At 58.4% G+C, this 20,272-nt stretch carries 21 protein-coding genes; 10 read left to right on the forward strand and 11 right to left on the reverse strand.

Annotated features, from left to right (window positions below; genetic code table 11):
• The first annotated feature begins 4 nt into the window (after nucleotides 1-4).
• The 3 genes from ACMGG8_RS25260 to pabB all read left to right on the forward strand — a co-directional run bounded on the left by ACMGG8_RS25260 (nucleotide 5) and on the right by pabB (nucleotide 4,030).
• On the forward strand, nucleotides 5-1,537 hold the full coding sequence (locus ACMGG8_RS25260) for an inactive transglutaminase family protein (protein WP_414158650.1): 1,533 nt from the start codon (nucleotides 5-7) through the stop codon (nucleotides 1,535-1,537).
• Nucleotides 1,537-2,523 carry an alpha-L-glutamate ligase-like protein gene (locus tag ACMGG8_RS25265; protein WP_060838276.1) on the forward strand — a complete coding sequence of 329 codons (987 nt, stop codon included), beginning with the start codon at nucleotides 1,537-1,539 and terminating at the stop codon, nucleotides 2,521-2,523. Before ACMGG8_RS25260 ends, ACMGG8_RS25265 begins: the two co-directional genes overlap by 1 nt.
• 163 nt (nucleotides 2,524-2,686) lie before the next feature.
• On the forward strand, nucleotides 2,687-4,030 hold the full coding sequence (pabB, locus tag ACMGG8_RS25270; protein ID WP_414158651.1) for an aminodeoxychorismate synthase component I: 1,344 nt from the start codon (nucleotides 2,687-2,689) through the stop codon (nucleotides 4,028-4,030).
• A 114-nt stretch (nucleotides 4,031-4,144) separates the two neighbouring features.
• Here pabB and thrH read toward each other — a convergent pair whose 3' ends face one another.
• Nucleotides 4,145-4,762 (reverse strand): bifunctional phosphoserine phosphatase/homoserine phosphotransferase ThrH, encoded by a 618-nt coding sequence (gene thrH / locus ACMGG8_RS25275; protein WP_060838275.1) that lies wholly within the window; start codon nucleotides 4,760-4,762, stop codon nucleotides 4,145-4,147.
• Nucleotides 4,763-4,937: 175 nt separating this feature from the next.
• Between thrH and ACMGG8_RS25280 the strand changes: the two genes are divergently transcribed.
• The 3 genes from ACMGG8_RS25280 to ACMGG8_RS25290 all read left to right on the forward strand — a co-directional run bounded on the left by ACMGG8_RS25280 (nucleotide 4,938) and on the right by ACMGG8_RS25290 (nucleotide 8,519).
• Entirely contained in the window at nucleotides 4,938-5,672 is a 735-nt protein-coding gene (locus tag ACMGG8_RS25280) for a phosphoadenylyl-sulfate reductase (protein ID WP_414158652.1), read from the forward strand.
• A 515-nt stretch (nucleotides 5,673-6,187) separates the two neighbouring features.
• Nucleotides 6,188-7,735: an NCS1 family nucleobase:cation symporter-1 gene (locus ACMGG8_RS25285; RefSeq protein WP_414158653.1), complete on the forward strand. Its 1,548-nt coding sequence runs from the start codon at nucleotides 6,188-6,190 to the stop codon at nucleotides 7,733-7,735.
• A gap of 55 nt (nucleotides 7,736-7,790) precedes the next feature.
• Nucleotides 7,791-8,519: an aspartate/glutamate racemase family protein gene (locus ACMGG8_RS25290; RefSeq protein WP_414158654.1), complete on the forward strand. Its 729-nt coding sequence runs from the start codon at nucleotides 7,791-7,793 to the stop codon at nucleotides 8,517-8,519.
• A 36-nt stretch (nucleotides 8,520-8,555) separates the two neighbouring features.
• Here the strand turns inward: ACMGG8_RS25290 and ACMGG8_RS25295 are convergent, their stop codons facing one another.
• On the reverse strand, nucleotides 8,556-9,479 hold the full coding sequence (locus ACMGG8_RS25295; protein ID WP_102863866.1) for a LysR family transcriptional regulator: 924 nt from the start codon (nucleotides 9,477-9,479) through the stop codon (nucleotides 8,556-8,558).
• A gap of 125 nt (nucleotides 9,480-9,604) precedes the next feature.
• Between ACMGG8_RS25295 and ACMGG8_RS25300 the strand changes: the two genes are divergently transcribed.
• On the forward strand, nucleotides 9,605-10,351 hold the full coding sequence (locus tag ACMGG8_RS25300; RefSeq protein WP_414158655.1) for a 3-oxoacyl-ACP reductase family protein: 747 nt from the start codon (nucleotides 9,605-9,607) through the stop codon (nucleotides 10,349-10,351).
• 153 nt (nucleotides 10,352-10,504) lie between these two features.
• Here ACMGG8_RS25300 and ACMGG8_RS25305 read toward each other — a convergent pair whose 3' ends face one another.
• The 9 genes from ACMGG8_RS25305 to ACMGG8_RS25345 form a co-directional block, all read right to left on the reverse strand.
• A complete protein-coding gene (locus ACMGG8_RS25305; RefSeq protein WP_414158656.1) occupies nucleotides 10,505-11,200 on the reverse strand; it encodes an HAD-IA family hydrolase in 696 nt (231 codons plus the stop codon).
• Nucleotides 11,201-11,353: 153 nt separating this feature from the next.
• Nucleotides 11,354-11,515: a hypothetical protein gene (locus ACMGG8_RS25310; protein ID WP_181321579.1), complete on the reverse strand. Its 162-nt coding sequence runs from the start codon at nucleotides 11,513-11,515 to the stop codon at nucleotides 11,354-11,356.
• A 108-nt stretch (nucleotides 11,516-11,623) separates the two neighbouring features.
• Nucleotides 11,624-11,989, reverse strand: coding sequence for a glycine zipper domain-containing protein (locus ACMGG8_RS25315; RefSeq protein ID WP_047302868.1), 366 nt, complete (start codon nucleotides 11,987-11,989; stop codon nucleotides 11,624-11,626).
• A gap of 397 nt (nucleotides 11,990-12,386) precedes the next feature.
• Entirely contained in the window at nucleotides 12,387-12,851 is a 465-nt protein-coding gene (locus ACMGG8_RS25320) for a hypothetical protein (protein WP_375136249.1), read from the reverse strand.
• Between the two features lie 445 nt (nucleotides 12,852-13,296).
• The gene (locus ACMGG8_RS25325; RefSeq protein ID WP_016964335.1) at nucleotides 13,297-13,488 is read right to left on the reverse strand and encodes a hypothetical protein; all 192 of its coding nucleotides are present in this window, start codon (nucleotides 13,486-13,488) and stop codon (nucleotides 13,297-13,299) included.
• Nucleotides 13,489-13,980: 492 nt separating this feature from the next.
• Nucleotides 13,981-14,379: a hypothetical protein gene (locus ACMGG8_RS25330; protein ID WP_414158657.1), complete on the reverse strand. Its 399-nt coding sequence runs from the start codon at nucleotides 14,377-14,379 to the stop codon at nucleotides 13,981-13,983.
• Nucleotides 14,380-14,415: 36 nt separating this feature from the next.
• Nucleotides 14,416-16,137 carry a hypothetical protein gene (locus ACMGG8_RS25335; RefSeq protein WP_414158658.1) on the reverse strand — a complete coding sequence of 574 codons (1,722 nt, stop codon included), beginning with the start codon at nucleotides 16,135-16,137 and terminating at the stop codon, nucleotides 14,416-14,418.
• Nucleotides 16,138-16,169: 32 nt separating this feature from the next.
• Nucleotides 16,170-16,967 carry a hypothetical protein gene (locus ACMGG8_RS25340; protein WP_414158659.1) on the reverse strand — a complete coding sequence of 266 codons (798 nt, stop codon included), beginning with the start codon at nucleotides 16,965-16,967 and terminating at the stop codon, nucleotides 16,170-16,172.
• 71 nt (nucleotides 16,968-17,038) lie between these two features.
• Nucleotides 17,039-17,344, reverse strand: coding sequence for a dsDNA nuclease domain-containing protein (locus tag ACMGG8_RS25345; RefSeq protein ID WP_414158660.1), 306 nt, complete (start codon nucleotides 17,342-17,344; stop codon nucleotides 17,039-17,041).
• A gap of 566 nt (nucleotides 17,345-17,910) precedes the next feature.
• Here ACMGG8_RS25345 and ACMGG8_RS25350 point away from each other — a divergent pair.
• The 3 genes from ACMGG8_RS25350 (at nucleotide 17,911) to ACMGG8_RS25360 (ending at nucleotide 20,270) form a co-directional block, all read left to right on the forward strand.
• Nucleotides 17,911-18,549, forward strand: coding sequence for a recombinase family protein (locus ACMGG8_RS25350; RefSeq protein WP_414158661.1), 639 nt, complete (start codon nucleotides 17,911-17,913; stop codon nucleotides 18,547-18,549).
• 397 nt (nucleotides 18,550-18,946) lie between these two features.
• On the forward strand, nucleotides 18,947-19,231 hold the full coding sequence (locus tag ACMGG8_RS25355; RefSeq protein ID WP_414158662.1) for a hypothetical protein: 285 nt from the start codon (nucleotides 18,947-18,949) through the stop codon (nucleotides 19,229-19,231).
• A 10-nt stretch (nucleotides 19,232-19,241) separates the two neighbouring features.
• Nucleotides 19,242-20,270, forward strand: a complete 1,029-nt coding sequence (locus tag ACMGG8_RS25360) for a ParB/RepB/Spo0J family partition protein (protein WP_414158663.1) — start codon at nucleotides 19,242-19,244, stop codon at nucleotides 20,268-20,270.
• Nucleotides 20,271-20,272: the final 2 nt, after the last annotated feature.

Raw genomic sequence — 20,272 nt, forward strand, 5'->3', positions numbered from 1 at the left:
TCCAATGCGCTCTCTTACCCTTCATCTGAAAGTCCTGATCGCCATCCTGGTGGTGCTGGGCATTTCGATCACGGCCTATCAGATCTTCGTGCTGGGCATTCCAGTGACCGAAGACGCCACCGACGATCTGTGGAACATCGATGCCAAGGTCGAGTTCGTCGCCAACGGCAAGGACCCGATCAAGATCCAGATGTTCGTGCCGCCCCTGAGCCGCGACTACGTGAGCCTCAACGAGAGCTTCATCTCCAACAACTATGGGGTGGCGGTGAACCGCGTCGACGGCAACCGCAAGGTCACCTGGTCGGCGCGCCGGGCCAAGGGCAACCAGACCCTGTACTACCGCCTGGTGCTGACCAAGCGCTACAGCGCCGAGAAATCCAAGATCAAGGGCCCGACCTTCCGCGACAGCATGGCCGTGGAAGGCCCGGAAAAGATTGCCGCCGAAGCCTTGCTGGCGCCGATCCGCCAGCACTCGGCGGACGTCGAGACCTTCATCAGCGAAGCCATCAAGCGCGTCAACAACGCCAATGACGACAACGCCAAGCTGCTGCTGGCCGGCGACACGTCCAGCGCCAACAAGGCCAAGATCGTCGAGCTGCTGCTGTCCATTGCCCATGTGCCGATGGAGAAGGTCCACACCATCCGCCTGGTGGCCGACCAGCAGCAGACTCCGGAGCTCTGGCTGCGCAGCTTCAATGGCACCGACTGGCTGTACTTCAACCCGGAAACCGGCGAACAGGGCATGCCCAGCGACCGCCTGCTGTGGTGGACCGGTGACGACAACCTGATCACCGTCGATGGCGGCAAGAAAGCCAACGTCACCTTCAGCCTCAACAACAGCGAAATGAACGCCATTCGCCTGGCCAAGCTGACCGACGAGAACACTGACGCCAACTTCCTCGAATACTCGCTCTACGGCCTGCCGCTGCAGACCCAGCAGACCTTCATGATCATGGTGATGATCCCCATCGGCGTGCTGGTGATCCTGGTGTTGCGCAACCTGATCGGCCTGCAGACCCTGGGCACCTTCACCCCGGTACTGATCGCCCTGGCGTTCCGCGAAACCCAATTGGGCTTCGGTATCGCGCTGTTCACGGTGATCACCGCGCTCGGGCTGTCCCTGCGCTCCTACCTGGAACACCTGAAACTGCAGATGCTGCCGCGGCTGTCGGTGGTGCTGACCTTCGTCGTGGTGCTGATCGCCGCCATCAGCCTGTTCAGCCACAAGCTGGGCCTGGAGCGCGGCCTGTCGGTGGCGCTGTTCCCGATGGTGATCCTGACCATGACCATCGAACGCCTGTCCATCACCTGGGAAGAGCGCGGCGCCGGCCATGCAATGAAAGTCGCCATCGGCACCCTGTTCGCCGCGTCCCTGGCGCACCTGATCATGAGCGTGCCGGAGCTGACGTACTTCGTCTTCACCTTCCCGGCGATGCTGCTGATCCTGGTGGGCTTCATGCTGGCGATGGGTCGCTATCGCGGCTACCGCCTGACCGAACTCGTGCGTTTCAAAGCCTTCGTCAAGGCAGATTCCTGATGTTCGGCCTGTGGAAGACCTGGAAAGCCCTGGAAGCGCGGGGAATCATGGGCATCAACCGGCGTAACGCCGACTACGTGCTCAAGTACAACAAGCGCAGCCTGTACCCCATCGTCGATGACAAGATCATCACCAAGGAGCGGGCGATCAAGGCCGGCATCCATGTGCCGGAACTGTACGGGGTGATCTCCACCGAGAAGGAAATCGACAAGCTCGACGCGATCATCGGTGAACGCAACGACTTCGTGATCAAGCCGGCGCAAGGCGCCGGCGGTGACGGCATCATTGTGATCGCCGACCGCTTCGAGGGCCGCTATCGCACGGTGTCGGGCAAGATCATCAGCCACGAGGAAATCGAGCACCATATCTCCAGCATCCTCACCGGCCTGTACTCCCTGGGCGGCCACCGCGACCGCGCGCTGATCGAATACCGGGTGACCCCGGACCAGATCTTCAAGAGCATCAGCTACGAAGGCGTGCCGGACATCCGCATCATCGTGCTCATGGGCTATCCGGTGATGGCCATGCTGCGCCTGCCGACCCGCCAGTCCGGGGGCAAGGCCAACCTGCACCAGGGCGCCATCGGCGTCGGCGTCGACCTGGCCACCGGCCTGACCCTGCGCGGCACCTGGCTGAACAACATCATCACCAAGCACCCGGACACCACCAACGCCGTGGACGGCGTGCAACTGCCCTACTGGGACGGTTTCATGAAGCTGGCGGCCGGTTGCTACGAGCTCTGCGGCCTGGGCTACATCGGCGTGGACATGGTCCTGGACCAGGACAAAGGCCCGCTGATTCTCGAACTCAACGCCCGTCCCGGGCTGAACATCCAGATCGCCAACGACTGCGGCCTGACCCAGCGTACCCACGCCATCGAAGCCCACCTTGAGCAACTCAAGACCCGCGGCATCGTGGAAAGCGTCGAAGAGCGGGTGCGCTTCGCCCAGGAGCTGTTCGGTCACATTCCGCCGGTGGAAGGCTGATAACGACTGCCGCGGGGTGCGAAGGCAACTTTCGCCGCCTGCGGCAGCGGCTACAGGTCGGTGAATGCGCCGTGAATCAGGCAATCGCCGACATCCCCTCTAGGAGCAACTCCTGCACAGGCATACAATCGCCAACCGCGCTCCGATGGCTGATTTGCCCCGCATGTTGACCTGTTCCGTACACCCGCTCCCCTATCGCGCCAACCCCGCCGAGTATTTCGCGGCAATCGAACACGCTCCCGGCGCCGTGCTGCTGGACAGCGGCCGGCCCACTGCCGAGCGCGGTCGCTACGACCTGCTCAGCGCCTGGCCGCTGGCCGAGCTGACGGTGGCCGCCGACGAAAGTGGCGGCGACTTCCTCCAGCGCCTGCGGCACAACCTGCAGCAACTGGGTCCGGCCCAGGTCCCGGCGCCCTATGAACTGCCCTTCGCCGGCGGCCTGATCGGCTACCTCAGCTACGACTTCGGCCGCCATCTGGAACGCCTGCCGAGCCAGGCCCGGGATGACCTGCACCTGCCGGACGCACGCTTTGGCCTGTACGCCTGGGCGCTGATCAATGACCACCAGGCGGGCACCAGCCAGTTGCTGTTCCACCCCAACCTGGAAGAGGCAGAGCGTCGGCGCCTGATCCAGCTGTTCAGCCAACCGCCCGCCACGGCGGCAGGCTCGTTCACACTCAGCCGGCCCATGCAGGCCGACCTGAGTGCCGAGGATTACCGTCAGGCATTCCAGCGCATCCAGCATTACATCCAGGCCGGCGACTGCTACCAGGTGAACTTCGCCCAACGCTTTCGCGGCCAGTACCAGGGCGAGCCGTGGGTCGCCTACTGCGCGTTGCGCGCGGCGTGCCCGACGCCCTTCTCGGGCTTTCAACGCCTGCCGGACGGCGGCGCGGTGCTCAGCCTGTCGCCGGAGCGCTTCGTCCACGTCAGCCAGGGCCGGGTGGAAACCCGGCCGATCAAGGGCACCCGCCCGCGCGGCCGGGATGCGGCCGAAGATGCGGCCAACGCCGCCGAGCTGCTGTCCAGCCCCAAGGACCGCGCGGAAAACCTGATGATCGTCGACCTGCTGCGCAACGACCTGGGGCGCACCTGCCGCACCGGCTCGGTGCGCGTGCCGGAGCTGTTCAGCCTGGAAAGCTACCCCAACGTGCACCACCTGGTGAGCAGCGTCACCGGTGAACTGGCACCCGGCAAGGACGCCCTGGACCTGATTGCCGGCAGCTTCCCCGGCGGCTCGATCACCGGCGCGCCGAAGATCCGCTCGATGCAGATCATCGACGAGCTGGAGCCCACACGACGGGCCCTGTACTGCGGCTCGCTGCTGTACCTGGACGTGCGCGGAGAAATGGACAGCTCGATCGCCATCCGCAGCCTGCTGGCCAAGGACGGGCAGATCTGTTGCTGGGGTGGCGGCGGAATCGTCGCGGATTCGGACTGGCAGGCGGAGTACCAGGAATCCATCACCAAGGTGCGGGTGTTGCTGGAAACGCTGCAGGGGCTCTGAACCCCTGTAGCCGCTGCCGCAGGCTGCGATCGACTGCGAAGCAGGCGTCGCCCTTGAGGCCTTGAAGCCCCTGCGGGGCTTGTCGCAGCCTGCGGCAGCGGCTACAGGTGCGCTTTACAGGCTCAGGGTGCGGTTGGAAGCCTTGATGAATTCCTGCTTCAACTCGGCAAAGCTGTGCACCGCGGGGAACTGCGGGAACTCGCGGATCACGTTGTCCGGGGCATGGAACAGGATGCCGGCATCGGCCTCGCCGAGCATGGTCGTGTCGTTGTAGGAATCCCCCGCGGCGATCACCCGGTAGTACAGGCTCTTGAAGGCCAGCACCGATTGACGCTTGGGGTCCTTCTGGCGCAGCTGGTAACCGGTGACCCGACCGCCGTCATCGGTGATCAGGCGGTGACACAGCAGGGTCGGGAAACCCAGCTGGCGCATCAGCGGCTGGGAAAACTCATAGAAGGTGTCGGAAAGGATCACCACCTGGAAGCGCTCACGCAGCCAGTTGACGAACTCCACCGCGCCCTCCAGGGGCTTGAGGGTGGCGATCACTTCCTGGATGTCCGACAGCTTCAGGCCGTGTTCGTCGAGAATCCGCAGGCGCTGCTTCATCAATACGTCGTAGTCGGGAATATCCCGGGTGGTTGCCTTGAGGGATTCAATCCCGGTTTTTTCGGCAAAGGCGATCCAGATTTCCGGGACCAGTACACCTTCCAGATCGAGACAGGCAATTTCCACAAGACACTCCCATTGGTTCTGATTATTGACGTTGAGCGAGCAAAAGGACTGCCGAACTCTAGCGACTCGCCTGCGCAGGCGCAACGCAGAGGAGCGCGCCAGGGCCGGGTGGATTTTGTTAAGATCGCCCCCCTATAGAGCGCACAGCGCCACCGACCTGTAGGAAACCGCCCTGATGAACCCATCGTTCGACGTCGCTGAACTCGCCGCGACCTATGCCAACAAATCCGCCCAGGACATTCTCAAGCTGGCCTTCGCCCAGTTCGGTGACGACCTGTGGATCTCCTTCAGCGGCGCCGAGGATGTGGTGCTGGTGGACATGGCCTGGAAGCTGAACAAGAACGTCAAGGTGTTCAGCCTCGACACCGGGCGCCTGCACCCGGAAACCTACCGCTTCATCGATCAGGTGCGCGAACACTACAAGATCGACATCGAACTGATCTCGCCGGACCACAGCAAGCTCGAACCCTTCGTCAAGGAAAAGGGCCTGTTCAGCTTCTACAAGGACGGCCACAGCGAATGCTGCGGCATCCGCAAGATCGAGCCACTGCGACGCAAACTGTCCACCGTCAGCGCCTGGGCCACCGGCCAGCGCCGCGACCAGAGCCCGGGCACCCGCAGCCAGGTGGCGGTGCTGGAGATCGACAGCGCCTTCTCCACCCCCGAACGCCCGCTGTACAAGTTCAACCCGCTGGCGCAGATGAGCAGCGAGGAGATCTGGGGTTACATCCGCATGCTCGAACTGCCGTACAACAGCCTGCATGAACGCGGCTTCATCAGCATCGGCTGCGAGCCCTGCACTCGCCCGGTACTGCCCAACCAGCACGAGCGCGAAGGCCGCTGGTGGTGGGAAGAAGCCACCCAGAAGGAATGCGGCCTGCACGCCGGCAACCTCATCAGCAAAGCCTGACCTCCCTTCTTCTGCCGGCGCCAGGCTCCTCACCCCGAGGACGCCTTGGCTGACAAAGCGAACGCGCCCAGCCCACGCAGACAACAAAGATGTACACAGAAATGTCACCATCAGTGCCATTTTTGTGTGCACTTTCAGAACCCACCGCCCCAAAAGGTTACAGGCCTTTCTCCCACCGGATTTCGTGGCATGCACTGTCGCGCCCGAGAAAAAATAAATACCTGTTCAATCAGTCAATTTTTAATCCCGCTGTTTCATGCAGTTAGGCGCAATTCATAACAAAACGAAATCAGCAGCCGATTTCATAGCTGCAAAATTGGCACAGAAGTGGCTTTAGTCGATTTATGTTTTGTATACAAAACAATCAAAACATACATACACTAACCGTCCGCACGCCTGACCCACGACTCAAGCTGCAGATGCCCCGAACCCAGTGATTCCTCCCCTGCGACGAAGATTGTCGAGCTTTGCGCTCAAGCACAGTCATCCAGGGCTGGAGTCAGGAGCATGCCGGAATGCGTACCAGCCCTTCCAACCACATCGCACTGGATCTGCCCTCCTCGCTGCATTCGCCCAACGCCCAGCCCCCCGTCGCCGATCCCCACCCGCACCCTATTGTCCTCAGCCCGCGCCTGCACAACCGCGACCTGGCACCGACCAAGGTCGAGGGTCGGCGCTGGGGTGGCTACAGCATCTTTGCCCTGTGGACCAACGACGTGCACAACATCGCCAACTACTCCTTTGCCATCGGCCTCTACGCCCTGGGCCTGGGCGGCTGGCAGATCCTGCTGTCGCTGGGGATAGGCGCGGCGCTGGTGTACTGCTTCATGAACCTGTCCGGCTACATGGGGCAGAAGACCGGCGTGCCGTTCCCGGTGATCAGCCGCATCAGCTTCGGCATCCACGGCGCGCAGATACCGGCGCTGATCCGCGCGGTGATCGCGATCGCCTGGTTCGGCATCCAGACCTACCTGGCTTCGGTCGTGTTTCGCGTGTTGCTGACCGCGATCCATCCCGGTTTCGCCGATTACGACCACGACTCGATCCTCGGCCTGTCGAGCCTGGGCTGGGCCTGTTTCGTGGTGATCTGGCTGGTGCAGCTGGTGATCCTCGCCTACGGCATGGAGATGATCCGCCGCTACGAAGCCTTCGCCGGGCCGATCATTCTGCTGACCGTGGCCTGCCTCGCCGGGTGGATGTACACCCAGGCCGACGGGCAGATTGCCTGGTCGATCCGCGAGCCGTTGAGCGGTGGCGAAATGTGGCGGCAGATCTTCGCCGGCGGCGCGCTGTGGCTGGCGATCTACGGCACGCTGATCCTCAATTTCTGCGACTTCGCGCGCTCCTCGCCGTGCCGCAAGACCATCAAGGTCGGCAACTTCTGGGGCCTGCCGGTGAACATCCTGGTGTTTGCCACCATCACCGTGCTGCTGTGCGGCGCGCAGTTCCAGATCAACGGCCAGGTCATCGAAAGCCCGACCCAGATCATCGCCTCGATCCCCAATACGCTGTTTCTGGTGCTGGGCTGCCTGGCCTTCCTGATCGTCACCGTGGCGGTGAACATCATGGCCAACTTCGTCGCCCCGGCCTTCGTCCTCAGCAACCTGGCGCCCAAGTACCTGACCTTCCGCCGCGCCGGGCTGATCAGTGCGGCGCTGGCGGTGCTGATCCTGCCGTGGAACCTGTACAACAGCCCGCTGGTGATCGTGTACTTCCTCTCCGGCCTGGGCGCCCTGCTCGGCCCGCTGTACGGGGTGATCATGGTGGACTACTGGATCCTGCGCAAAGCCCGGATCCACGTGCCGCAGCTGTACAGCGAAGACCCGCAAGGCGCGTACTTCTACAGCCGCGGGGTCAATCTGCGGGCGCTGGCGGCCTTCGTGCCCGCGGCGCTGATCGCCATCGTGCTGGCCCTGGTGCCGGGCTTTGCCAGCGTCTCGCCGTTTTCCTGGCTGATCGGTGCCGGTATCGCCGGCCTGCTGTACCTGATCATCGCCAAGCGCCAACCCGGGTACGCCGATGTTAGCGGCGAATCCATCGCCGTGGACAACGTCAGTCATTGAACCTGAACGGCCCGGTGCGCCGGGCCTTGAACTGCCCAACCAGTAAGGAACCCCCATGCGCATTCTCGTGGTCAACGTCAACACCACCGACTCCATCACCCAAGCCATCGCCCGCCAGGCGCAAAGCGTGGCGGCGCCGGGAACGGAAATCGTCGGTTTGACCCCCTACTTCGGCGCCGAATCGGTGGAAGGCAACTTCGAAAGCTACCTGGCGGCCATCGCCGTGATGGATCGGGTGCTGGCCTACGACCAGCCCTATGACGCAGTGATCCAGGCCGGTTACGGCGAGCACGGCCGCGAGGGCCTGCAGGAGTTGCTGAATGTGCCGGTGGTGGACATCACCGACGCCGCTGCCAGCACCGCGATGTTCCTTGGCCATGCCTACTCGGTGGTGACCACCCTGGATCGCACCGTGCCGCTGATCGAGGACCGGCTCAAGCTGTCCGGCCTCTACGAGCGCTGCGCCTCGGTGCGGGCCAGCGGCCTGGCGGTGCTGGAGCTGGAGGAAGACCCGCTGCGGGCGGTGGAAGCCATCGTGCGCCAGGCCGAACTGGCGGTAACCCAGGACAAGGCCGAAGTGATCTGCCTGGGCTGTGGCGGCATGGCCGGGCTGGATGAACAGATCCGCCAGCGCACCGGGGTGCCGGTGGTGGATGGGGTCACGGCGGCGGTCACCGTCGCCGAGTCCCTGGTGCGTCTGGGGCTGTCCACCTCGAAGGTGCGGACCTACGCGACGCCGCGGCCGAAACGGGTGGCTGGCTGGCCGCTGCGTTTGGGGCGCTGAGTTAGCCAGCGCCCGGGGTTGCCAGCCAGACGGCGCCTACAGGGCGCTGAAGGTTTGCGCCAGGCCCTGTTCGGCGAATTGCTCGATGACGAAGTCGACAAAAGCCCGGGTCTTGCCCGGGAGCATCTTGTGCTCGGCGTAGTAGATCGAGGTGTAGCCATCATCCACGTACCAATCCGGCAGCACCCGTTGCAGCGCGCCGGAACGCAGGTAGTTGACGGCAAACGGCATGCTCACCAGGGCCAACCCGAGGTCCTGGGCGGCCGCCACGCAGGCGGCTTCGGAATCGCTCATGGTCATGCTGGCCTTGAGCTCCAAAGGCCGCACGCCACCGCCGCGCCCGCTGAGTTGCCAGGGACGGATGCGGCCGGTCTGCGGAGAACGGATCAGGATTCCCCGGCAATGCTGCAGGTCCTCCGGATCACGGATCGGCGCTCGCCCCGCGAGGTAGGCCGGGCTGGCCACCAGCACCCGATGGGCCGGTGCCAGGCGCCGGGCGACCACCCCTTGCGGCAACTCGAAACCGCCACCGATGGCGGCATCGAAGCCCTGGCCGATCAGGTCCACCTGGCGATTGTCGAAATGCCAGTCCGGCTGGATATCCGGGTAACGCTGCAGGAAGCTGGCGAGCATCGGCACGATGTAAAAACAGCCAAATACCGTTCCCATGCTGACCTTGAGCGTGCCTGCCGGGCGCCCCTGGACGGTGGACAGGCTGCTCACGGCGTTCTGGATGGTCTGCAGGCTGTCGCTGACTTCCGCCAGGAACAAGCGCCCGGCCTCGGTCAGGGTCAAACGCCGGGTACTGCGCTGGAATAGACGTACACCCACCCGCGCCTCCAGCTTGGCTACGCTTTTTCCCACCGCAGCAGGGGTCAATCCCAGGCGTCGCGCCGCCTCGGCAAAGCTGCCGACTTCAGCGCTGCGGACAAAACATTCGATACTGCCGAAAGCTTCCATCACCGGTTATTCCATACTTTTGGTTTACACAGAGTATAGGAATTACCCGCTACACAGCGGCCAATCGACAGTCGATACTCGACGCCAAGCACAAGGCACCCGACCTTGAATCTCTGGAGAAACACATGAGCAAGCACAACCTCAGCGGCAAAGTGGCCTTGATCCAAGGCGGTTCCCGCGGTATCGGCGCCGCCATCGTCGAGCGCCTGGCCGCCGAAGGCGCCAGCGTCGCCTTTACCTATGTCAGCTCGGCGAGCAAGGCCCAGGCCCTGCAGGACAGCATCCTCGCCAAGGGCGGCAAGGCGTTGGCGATCCAGGCCGACAGCGCCGACGCCGAAGCCATTCGGGAAGCCGTGCAACGTACCATCCAGGCCTTCGGCGGCCTCGACATCCTGGTCAACAATGCCGGGGTACTGGCAATGGCCCCGCTGGACGAGTTCAAGCTGGAAGACTTTGACCAGACCCTGGCCATCAACATCCGCAGCGTGTTCATCGCCACCCAGGAGGCTGCGCGGCACATGGGCGAAGGCGGACGCATCATCAATATCGGCAGCACCAACGCCGAGCGCATGCCCTTCGCCGGTGGCGGCCCCTACGCCATGAGCAAGGCCGCGCTGGTGGGCCTGACCAAAGGCCTGGCGCGGGACCTGGGACCACGGGGCATCACCATCAACAACGTCCAGCCCGGCCCGGTGGACACCGACATGAACCCGGCCGACGGCGCCTTTGCCGAAAGCCTGCTGGATCTCATGGCCGTGCGCCGCTACGGCCGTGCCGAAGAGATCGCCGGTTTCGTGGCCTACCTGGCCGGCCCAGAAGCGGCCTATATCACCGGTGCCAGCTTGAGCATCGACGGCGGCTTCAGCGCCTGAAAACCGCGAGCAGAAAAAAGCCGGGCCACCCATCTGAGGTGGCCCGGCTCCCGAGCTTGCGGCTCCCGAGCTTGCGGCTTGCGGCTTGCGGCTTGCGGCTGGAAACAGCCTGGCAGTGCCTTATTCCAACAGGCGGACGCCGCTCTCGCCCGTTCAGTCCCAGATCATATGGGGCAAACCGCAGGTCGCAGGTTCGAAGCCCTTGAGCGAACGCAGAATCCTGTCGGCATGGGCAAACTTGGCATCGGCCATGGCCGGATCGGGGACCGCGATCACACTCATACCCGCGGCCCGGGCAGCGGTCACGCCGAACGGCGAATCCTCGAAGACCAGGCACTCCTGCGGCGCCACGCCCAGGCGTCGGGCGGCGGTGAGGAAGATGTCCGGCGCCGGCTTGGCCGCCGTCACTTCCGGATCATCGGCGGTGACGATGGTGTCGAACAGAGCGAACCAATCGCCATGGCGGGTGGTTTTCTCGCCAAAGGACATCTGTGACGAACTGGTGCCCACCGCAATGGGGATCCGGTGATCCTTCAAGTGGCGCACCAGTTGCTGGGCGCCCGGCATGGCTTCGGCGCGAGGAAAGCGCTCGCGCATCAACGGCTCGCGCATGACCAGGAACTCCTCGGCGCTGATGGGCAGGTCCAGGGCCTGCACCACGTAGCGCGCCAGATCAGCGGCCCCGCGACCGATGATGTTCTGCTTGATGGTCCAGTCGTAGGTGCGGCCATAACGCTCGGCGATCAACTGGGTGATCTCGGTGTAGATGCCCTCGGTGTCGAGCAGCAGGCCATCCATGTCGAAAATCACCGCCTTGATCGGCCCCAAATCATTCAACTGTGCATTCATCGCATCGGATCCGTTAGCAAAAGTACATTCCAGGGAGCGGCTCGGATACGGCCCGTGTTCTTGGCAACGCGTCAATTAAAGGGTTTGGCAGCATAGCGGCGGGGCTGGGTCAGGAGCAACCAAGGGGCATGGCCAGGGTTGCGCGGGACGGCATCAGGCATCGTCCGAGGATTCGTCCTCCTGCGATTCAGGTGCCTCTTGCAACGGCACTTGCGCATCGTCCATCAAGGAGCCCGGATCTTCGTTGCCCGGGTCGTTGATCACCTGCGGTTCGACGGTGGGTGGCTGGGTAGTGCCTGGAGTCTCGCGGGGCATGATCGTCTCCTGGAATATCGGGGCTGACACTGTTGAGTATGGTGAAGCCAGAACCGACGCGCACAAAAAACCCGGCACAGGGCCGGGTTTCTTTGCAAACAACAACGATCAATGACGCTTCTTGTGGCCCATGCTGCTGCCCAGGGCTCCGCCCGCCGCGCCGCCGATACCGGCCCCCACGGTGGAACCGGTGCTGCCGCCCAGACGGTTGCCGATCAGCGACCCACCTGCCGAACCCAGGCCGCCGCCAATCGCCGCTTTGGCCCGGCTGCCCTTGCGCGCACCCGCTGCACTGCCGGCCGCCCCGGCCACACCCGCACCAATGGCTGCCCCGGTGCTGCCACCGAGCTGCTGGCCAACCACGTTGCCCAGCGCACCGCCGAGGCCGCCACCGATGGCTGCGGTGCCATCACCGGCCATGGCGCCTTGAGCCAGCAGAAGTCCCACAACCAGGGCAGGTAAAGTTGAACGCATGACTTGAACCTCAAAAAAAGACTGTGGATCCGACTTGTAAGACCAGCGCCGCGCCGCCCGAGATGCGGCGTCACGGCAACACCGGGTTGCTCTCCGGTGGCTTGGACAGCTGATTTTAAAAGAGTTTTATCACCGCGCAAAAAAAAGCCCGCTGGGGAACGGGCTAGGGGTATTGCGTTTAACGGATGGTTTGAGCGTACTCAGGCAGATGTGAAGATTCTGTGAAAAGACCCTACCGCTGGGAGCAACAGCGGCAGATCCTTCAACTCACAGATCCCAAGGCAACTTCAGCTCACCTGACTGAAGATGTTCAGGCCAGATCGGCAGCCCGCAGCCCCTTGGAAGACTGCTGCCGCACGATCCGGCCTCCACCCAGGACGCTCATGCGCAGCACGAATCAACGAATGCTGCGGATGTTGCCTTTATTGCCTTTGACCGTGACCGAGACTTTCTTGAAGACAAAGTAGTTTTCTTCGTTCACTTCATAACGCGGGGCAACGATCAGGTCGGCGCCCGACGACTTGACGGCCTTGTAGGCTGCAGCGGACTTGACCGAGCTGACCGGGTCCAGGCCCAGGCCACCCAATGCACCGCCACCATCACCGCCGTAAGCCACACCGTCAGCGAACTGGCTATCGCCGCCAAACTGCAGGAAGCCAAACAGGATGTTCACCGACGATTGACCCGAGATCGCCTCGCCCACTGCCACGTCCGCCTTCAGGTCAGCCTTGACCTGACTGTCGATAGGCGCCGATGGCTGGCTGATGTTGTAGCTGGTGCAACCGGTGGCAGCGGCTACAAGCGTGGACAGGGCGAGGAGTTTGAAAATAGCTTTCACGTTTATTTCCTTATCGCTTTTCATATAGAGGCATCATCGCTGGATGCACAGCCCCGCTTTAATCGGGATAAGGAACATATCGTCAGTTATAGCCAATTGAGATAAGAAGATTCCCAAATCACAACAGAACCTTCTTTACTGAACTCTTCGCACTGGCGATAAACAATTAATACGGCTACTCAAAATCAATCAAAAATTTAATACACAAACTGGCTCACCCCTGCCGCATGCACCTGACCCGCAACACCACTGAACCCCACCTACCAATGGCACTTGCCCACGGCACCACAGACCCCGGAAAACGCCGCCTGACCCCGGGAAACAGCTTATCCGCCCTGTCCTAGGCAACCTCGCGCCCTGAACACACTTGCGCCCCCACCATTGAAACGCCGGGCCTTCCAACATCTGTCATCGATAACCTGCGGACAATAAAAAACCCCGCATCTGGCGGGGCTCTTATAACTGAACTTTACTTTCTCTTCGGCAATGCCTTGGGGAAAAACATCGTATTACTGGCTACCGGCAGCGGTGCAGTTTTTTTCCTGTTACTCACGCTGACCCGGGATTGATCTTCCACTTCAAATGCGGCCTGACCGCAACGCACCAAGTTGTTGATTGGGAACTCATCCCCGTTGTCTTCGATATAGGCAAGACTCCTCATCTCCCAGCTCCCTCCAACAACCGATCAGTACCGGCAAGCTCCTGATTGCCTGGAAAATACTGATCGCCACGGCAGATCAGACTAGACAGTCATTTACCGACCTGCCGTTCAAAATCGCCAGACACCGACGAGCGGCCAAGGCACCAGGAGGAAAGCTGATCCAGGACAATCTTTCGCGCACAACCGGAGCGGCGGCAGAACCTGTCGACAAGACTCACAACAATCATCAACGGCCACAGGGCCTGATCAAGCCTGCACGCACCAGCCACAAACGGCACCGCGCAGGGCCAGAATGCAAAAAACCTCTGGCTTCTCGCGGAAACCAGGGGTTTTCTGTACATCGAATTTGGCGGTGAAGGAGAGATTCGAACTCTCGATTCTACCAAAACCTCACAAAGCCCAGTTTTTACTGGTTTTTTTTCTCAACCAATAGAGCAAAGTGTACGCATCACGAGTACGCATGAAAAGCCCGGCGCTTACCATCTTATGCGTCTAACCACACGGAAACTCAAATTGCCAGGTCATCTGCAAGCTTAACGACACCGGGGCCTTCAGAAATGAAGCTTTCCCGGCTAGGTCCCCGTCGGCATCAAACTTGTTCAGAGCCTTCTTCAACGACAGTACGGCCATCAAACGCAGCTCCTCTGTTTGGAGGTTCTGACTTTTAGGGAAGCAAATCGAACCATTCTGCCCCATGGTCTGTGACGCCAAAGACCCGACCCAAAAAGCTTCGACCATCCCATTCAAGTACATTCGAGCAGCCGCAGCTTGTTCACCTCCCTTATCAAGCCAATTGAGAGTGGCCTTTGTGGAGAGGAAAGCATGAGCCTGCTGGGTGGATAAAGTTAACAACGAAGCGACAAAGAATTTTTTCAGCATCATTTCTTCCATGAACTACTGATTGACCACTACACACCAAACACAAAATCAATTAAGAGTTTTCTCTACAAACTCTCTTTCTTGAGAAATCAAATACGCAAAAAAATCAAATGCCTTTTTATAATCGCTTTTTATAAGCACTGAAAATTTATCAGCAAGCATTAGTTTCATATCCTCCTCACCCAACACAACCGAAACTGGAATATCTTCTTCCAAACCTACGATCAATTGCTGACCTGGCACACGATTCCTAATAATAAACTCGGTAACAATCGGTCTATTTATATCATCCTGCGCTTTTTGATGCGGGGAATCGATAACCAAAGGAGGAATAATTTGAGAAGAATACATATTTGCCGTGTGTGCCAAAGCAAAATAATATGCCAATATCGCCCTAGGGCCACCACTCCCACCCTGCTGAGGCTTAATCTTAATATCTCCTTTCCTATTAAGTAAGGACGGTGGTACCTCTAGCTCCCCTGCGAACTTAGCATAGAATGAATTGAACGTATCCCTCACTTTTTTCGTATGTTTCTTATCATCCAGCGAACGGAGTAGACCTTCTAAATTACTTAGCGCTTCTTCTTCCTTCGCCTTAGACTTTGAAATCTTTTCAAGTTGAATTTTAAAAGCTGAAAACGCCTTATCCAATCCAGCCCTATCTATCACCTCGCGAAGGCGAAGGGCGCCACGTGTTTTATCTAAAAGCTCATCAATTTCATTAGCCTGCTTATCTACCAGCAACAGCTTATCCTGCGTCAAAACTTGGGAGTTTTCATAATCAACCATACGAGCTCTAAAACTAGACTTTAACTCCCTCAACTCATCCGCTTCGGCCTCCAACTTCATCCGTTCATGAAACGAATGCTCATGCGCCGTCCCGCAGGTCGGACAAGTTATATCTTGATTAGAGGGAAGCCCATCTAAAAACAACATATCTTCGGAGTGCGCACTAAGCGCCCCTTCAATTAGCCGAACCTGTGCAGACATGACATTTATGGATGTTGTGGTATCGGTTGCTTGGCGACGTAACTCACTTTGATCTTTCGCTAACTTGTCAGCGCGTTCTTCTAGCTCTTTGAGATCTTTACGGAAAGCTAGTGCATCACGAAACCACGGCATTTTCGGAAATTGCTCTGCCAAGCGCGACCGTGTATTCGAAAGCAATCGCAACTCATGAGACAACTCCTCAATGTTTTTTTTTGTTAATGCGACCTTCCCCCACGTCTCCCAGTAAACGGAAGCCCTAGCTCCTAATGCGATGTCTAAGGTGGCTTTCTCCCACTGTTTGAACTCACCTAGAGACTGAAAGGTTCTCCAAGGCGCGTCCCAACTACCATCTTGATCTACAAAGAAAGGTACGAAAAAGAAGGCCGGCCTAGCTGTTTTAATTTCACCATCCTGCGCCATTAAGGGAAGAGTAAAGCCCACGAGACTACTGAAATGGTCTCGCAGCTCCCCCCCATCAGAGGTAGACCACAGCACCTGTAGTGACGCATCAAACAACGTATGAATACCTTCTCGGTACAGAATTAAATAGTATTTTTCTTCTACAGAGAACTCGACCGCCGAAATAGTATCCTGCCGCCACTCCTTTCCATAAGGGCGAGTTTTGCATCCGAACGCTGTAAAGAGATTTCTGACAATTGTAGACTTACCAGTATGGTTAGTCCCTATCAGGGCGTTCACGTTTTCCCGAAACTCGATCACTCGGGCCTTCTGATCTAGCTCTGAGAGTAGCCAGAGATTTATGAATCGAAAGCTTTTCATCGTTTTTCATCCGTAAATTACGTACAAGCCGCCTAAGATTGCTGGTCGACATAAATCACCGCCAATAGAGCTGCCGCTAAAATTGTAATAGAAGGAAGAGTATCACCTCTGCTTTTTAATTCAGCATCTATAGAACCCTGAACAGCATTAAGAAGTTCCCGATACTCCGCAATACTCGAATTATGTTCCGCAGAACTCAAGGCAGCATCCCAACATATAACCTCTTTAGTCTGCGGTGAATTTACCATTTGAATCTGTAAGCGATTAGCCTCAATATGTAATTTATCTGCTGCCCTCGGCAGCATACCTTCAAATTTCAAGGAACCAATCACAGTATCTAAAGCAGTGGTGAACGGCTTGGTCTTCGCATATTTCTCAATCAGCTCACAGAAAGCATCGCGCGTAAAACCTTTCTTAGCTATTAGCTCTGAAAGCGTCTGTCCTGTCTTCGGCCCCGAGCCAGCAGAAAATAACTCTAAAAGGCTTTCTTGAATTCTTCCAGAAACGCTTGGAAGAGTTGGGTATTTAGAGCTAAGTAATTCATCAATAAGACCTCGCACAGTTTCCCGCATTGAAGACGGTGACACTATTGACTGTTCTACACTTAAAGCAGTCAAATGCGCAACCGAGTTACCTTTCAACTCCTTCACCAGCCTTGCCTTCACGTAGTCCAAGTCATCAGCATGCAGAGCCGATAACGAGCAACGAGAATTCGAATGTATCGGGGCACCCGAAGTATCATTCAAATCATAACCAGCATTGGAAACAAATACACCATGGACACTTGCAATACTAGAAAGCTTTTCAACACAAAGATGAAGCTTCCCCAACGGCGATCTGCCTGCTAGCTTTTTACTCGTTTGGACCTTTGGCGCGACAGCCTCTTCGACAGGAATTGCATCTACTTTGGGGGGGACTCTTTTTTTGTAAGCGCGGATTTACTCCAGTTGCCTTTATTTTTTTTCTTAACTTGATATAGGGTTGCCGCCGTTGGCATCTCGGCTTTATCTAGAACAGCAACATCCTGAAGATACTCAAATAGCAGTACGTAATCAGGCGTTTTTTTTGTTTCCATTTCCACTAGCAACGCCATTGCCCAATAACGAGCGTAGTCCACCCCTTCGTTATTATTTTCCCCGCCGATTTCATTTATTTCAGGGTCGTTTAAAATGGCGGACCAACGATCCTGGGGTAAGGAGATGCTCACGGATTAACATCCTTTGGTACGGGAAGTCGGGGCCGGTAAGTCACTATGTACGCCAACTGGATCTCCTTTTCGTGTGACATAGTCGGGTTAACCTGGCTGCGGACCATGCGCAAGCTAGATGACTCTACTTTATTTCAAGCACCACACGCTACACATGGCATTAAATGGCCAGCCCTGCCGCCCCCCCCCCCGTTGGTCAGACATAGTCCTCATAACGCAGCATCAGGCGCAATGCCGCGCAAGTTTTAGGCAAAAAAATCTGTCTGACTTTAGTACTCAATGCCGTAGCTACTTCCCCCCCTCCCCCCATCAATCGCCACCTATACCTAATCGTATGGTTAACAGGACTACCCTTCCTCATTCCGAGAACAACCAAGCACGTTCACTTACGCTTTGCGCTTTGGTCGATACACGGCCCAACCATTGGCTTATCTCGTAGCCGTATGGGTATACCTGGCCAACCACGGCGGGAGGCATGGCCAATTATGTTCGTTTAGATATAGTTGACCACTATTGCGACCACGCCTATAGTGACCACACTTCTACGACCACAGGGGCTTTACTCCATGTTCATCCGTGCCTATCTCCGCGCCTCTACCGCTGAACAGGACGCCACTAGGGCCAAGCAGTCGTTGGTGGACTTCGCCAAGCAGCACGGGCACACCATCGCCACGACCTATACGGAGAACGTAAGCGGAGCCTCCCTACAGCGGCCTGAGCTTTTCCGTCTCCTGGAAGACGCCTACCCCGGGGACGTTCTCCTGGTCGAACAGGTAGACCGGCTATCACGCCTGACCGAGGCTGACTGGCAGAAGCTCCTGATGGTCATCAAAGCCAAGGGCGTTAAGGTCGTGTCACTGGACTTGCCGACGTCACACATGGCAATGGCGCCGGCTAACACGAACAACGCCGCTGACGCCTTCACAGGGCGTGTCATAGAAGCCGTCAACGCCATGTTGTTGGACATGCTCGCCGCTGTAGCAAGGAAGGACTACGAAGACCGCCTACGACGTCAGCGGCAGGGCATTGAGAAGGCCAAGAACGAAAAACGCTACGTGGGTAAGTCCATTGACCAAGACAAGCACAAGCGCATTCTGGCGTGCCTGGCTAAAGGTATGGGCATCCGGGAAACCGCATCAGCTACCGGCACCAGTACGGCGACAGTACAGCGCGCCAAGAAGCTCCAGATAGCTGCCAGCCAGTAAGAGGCTATGGGCGTTTATGGCCATTTGCCACAAATAGAACCGGAACCGGGTCTATGAGAGCGTAGCTAGGGCCCGTAGTTGCGGGGCTACAGGTCATAGAATCAACGATATCACACTTGAGAAACAGACTGTTTCGAACTGGTCCTGGCTGTTAAAAAAGTGCACTCGATGAACCCGGAGTGCACTTCGAAATGGCGAAGAAGGGAAAGGTAAAAAACAGTATGAAGCCTAAAGGCGGGCTCGTTGGTTGGGTGGGGCAGGACAATCCCTATACGACCCAAGATACTGCCAATCCTTGTATAACCCCTATCAAGAATGACCCCACATTGATGCCTAACCCTGTATAGCAAAGCTGTACGGGGCGCCTGTGCTTCTATCAACTCAGGAACTTTACCCAATGAAAGCGAAGCTCCCGGACACTCTTGTCCGCTTCAACGTACACATGCGCCGCGACCAGGTCGGCAGACTAGTCCAACTCGCCAACCAGATGACCACAATGAAGAGGCGCGATGTGCGTCTTGGGGAGGCACTAGAGGTCGCCTTGGTCGCAAGCCTGGCCTGGACCGACAACGACTTAATGGGCTTGGTCGTATCCGACCGCGCCGCCGACCACTGGCTCAAGATTGGCCCTGTAAACAGACGCGGCGGGCAGGTATTACTGCCGTCAGCTCTAACACACTGAGGCTGCTGCAATGGGAACACTTACCACGCAGCAGTCTGTAACCATCGCGCTGGACGCAATTGTCACCGACAAGCGCCTTCAGAACCGCAATGTCGGAATGCAGAAGTTCAAGGAGTACAGCGACGGCAAACGGTACAAAGGCCACATCGCAGACCTTAGCCGCAGCATGCGCACAAAGGGCCAACTAACCCCTTTGTTAGTGGTTGCTTCGGACGAGGGCTGCCAGTGGGCGCTAGCAGAGGGGGCTGACAGGGCGCACCCAGTACCCTCGAAGTTCTTCCTAGTCGACGGCCACCACCGCCTGGAGGCACTTCAACGAGTAGGCATTCCTACAGCGCTAGTTACCGTTCTTCCTGGTCTTGGCTTTTTAGATGCTCTTGATGCGTGCCGACTTTCAAACCAGGACATTGTCCAGGGCATGAGCCCTGACGAACGAACTGAAAACGCTTGGTCAGCAATGAACCAGGAGCGGGACACCTACCGCCGGTTAGCTGTTAAGGAGGCGGCAGAAGTCCTGGGAGTGTCTGAGTCAACTATCAAACGCTTCCGGGCCGCTGTCCGTCAGGATGGAATTGATGCGGGCAAGATTGACACCAATGCCAGCAAGGAAAAGATCGACATGCAACTACTGGCCTACTGGGGGCGCGCTGCGAGAAAGCACCTTGCAGTGGTCAGTTGGCGGACGCACAAACAGGCGCGCCGCAAGCCCTCTAGCCCAGCAAGCGCCGCTGCAATGCGCCACAAGATCAAGATGGCAGTAGTTCAGACGGTCCTGGGTACTGACGGTGAATATGATCCTACGGACGTTCTCCGAGCATTAGTCGAGTTGGGTGAGCATGCCCAGCGCCCCAATGCCATTGAGTACCTAATCAACAAATTCAAGCCCAAGATCAGTCAGCCTGTGTTGGGCGACGACAACGATGATGACGGTATGGAAGACCTGGAGTACGCCCGGTTGCAAGACGCAGTGGCCGCCTTGAATACCCAGCGGTATGCAGAGCCACAGGCTGGCAGCACAAAACCCATTGCCGAACTGTAAAC

This window comes from Pseudomonas sp. BNK-45 (assembly GCF_047456255.1).
Taxonomy (GTDB): Bacteria; Pseudomonadota; Gammaproteobacteria; order Pseudomonadales; family Pseudomonadaceae; genus Aquipseudomonas.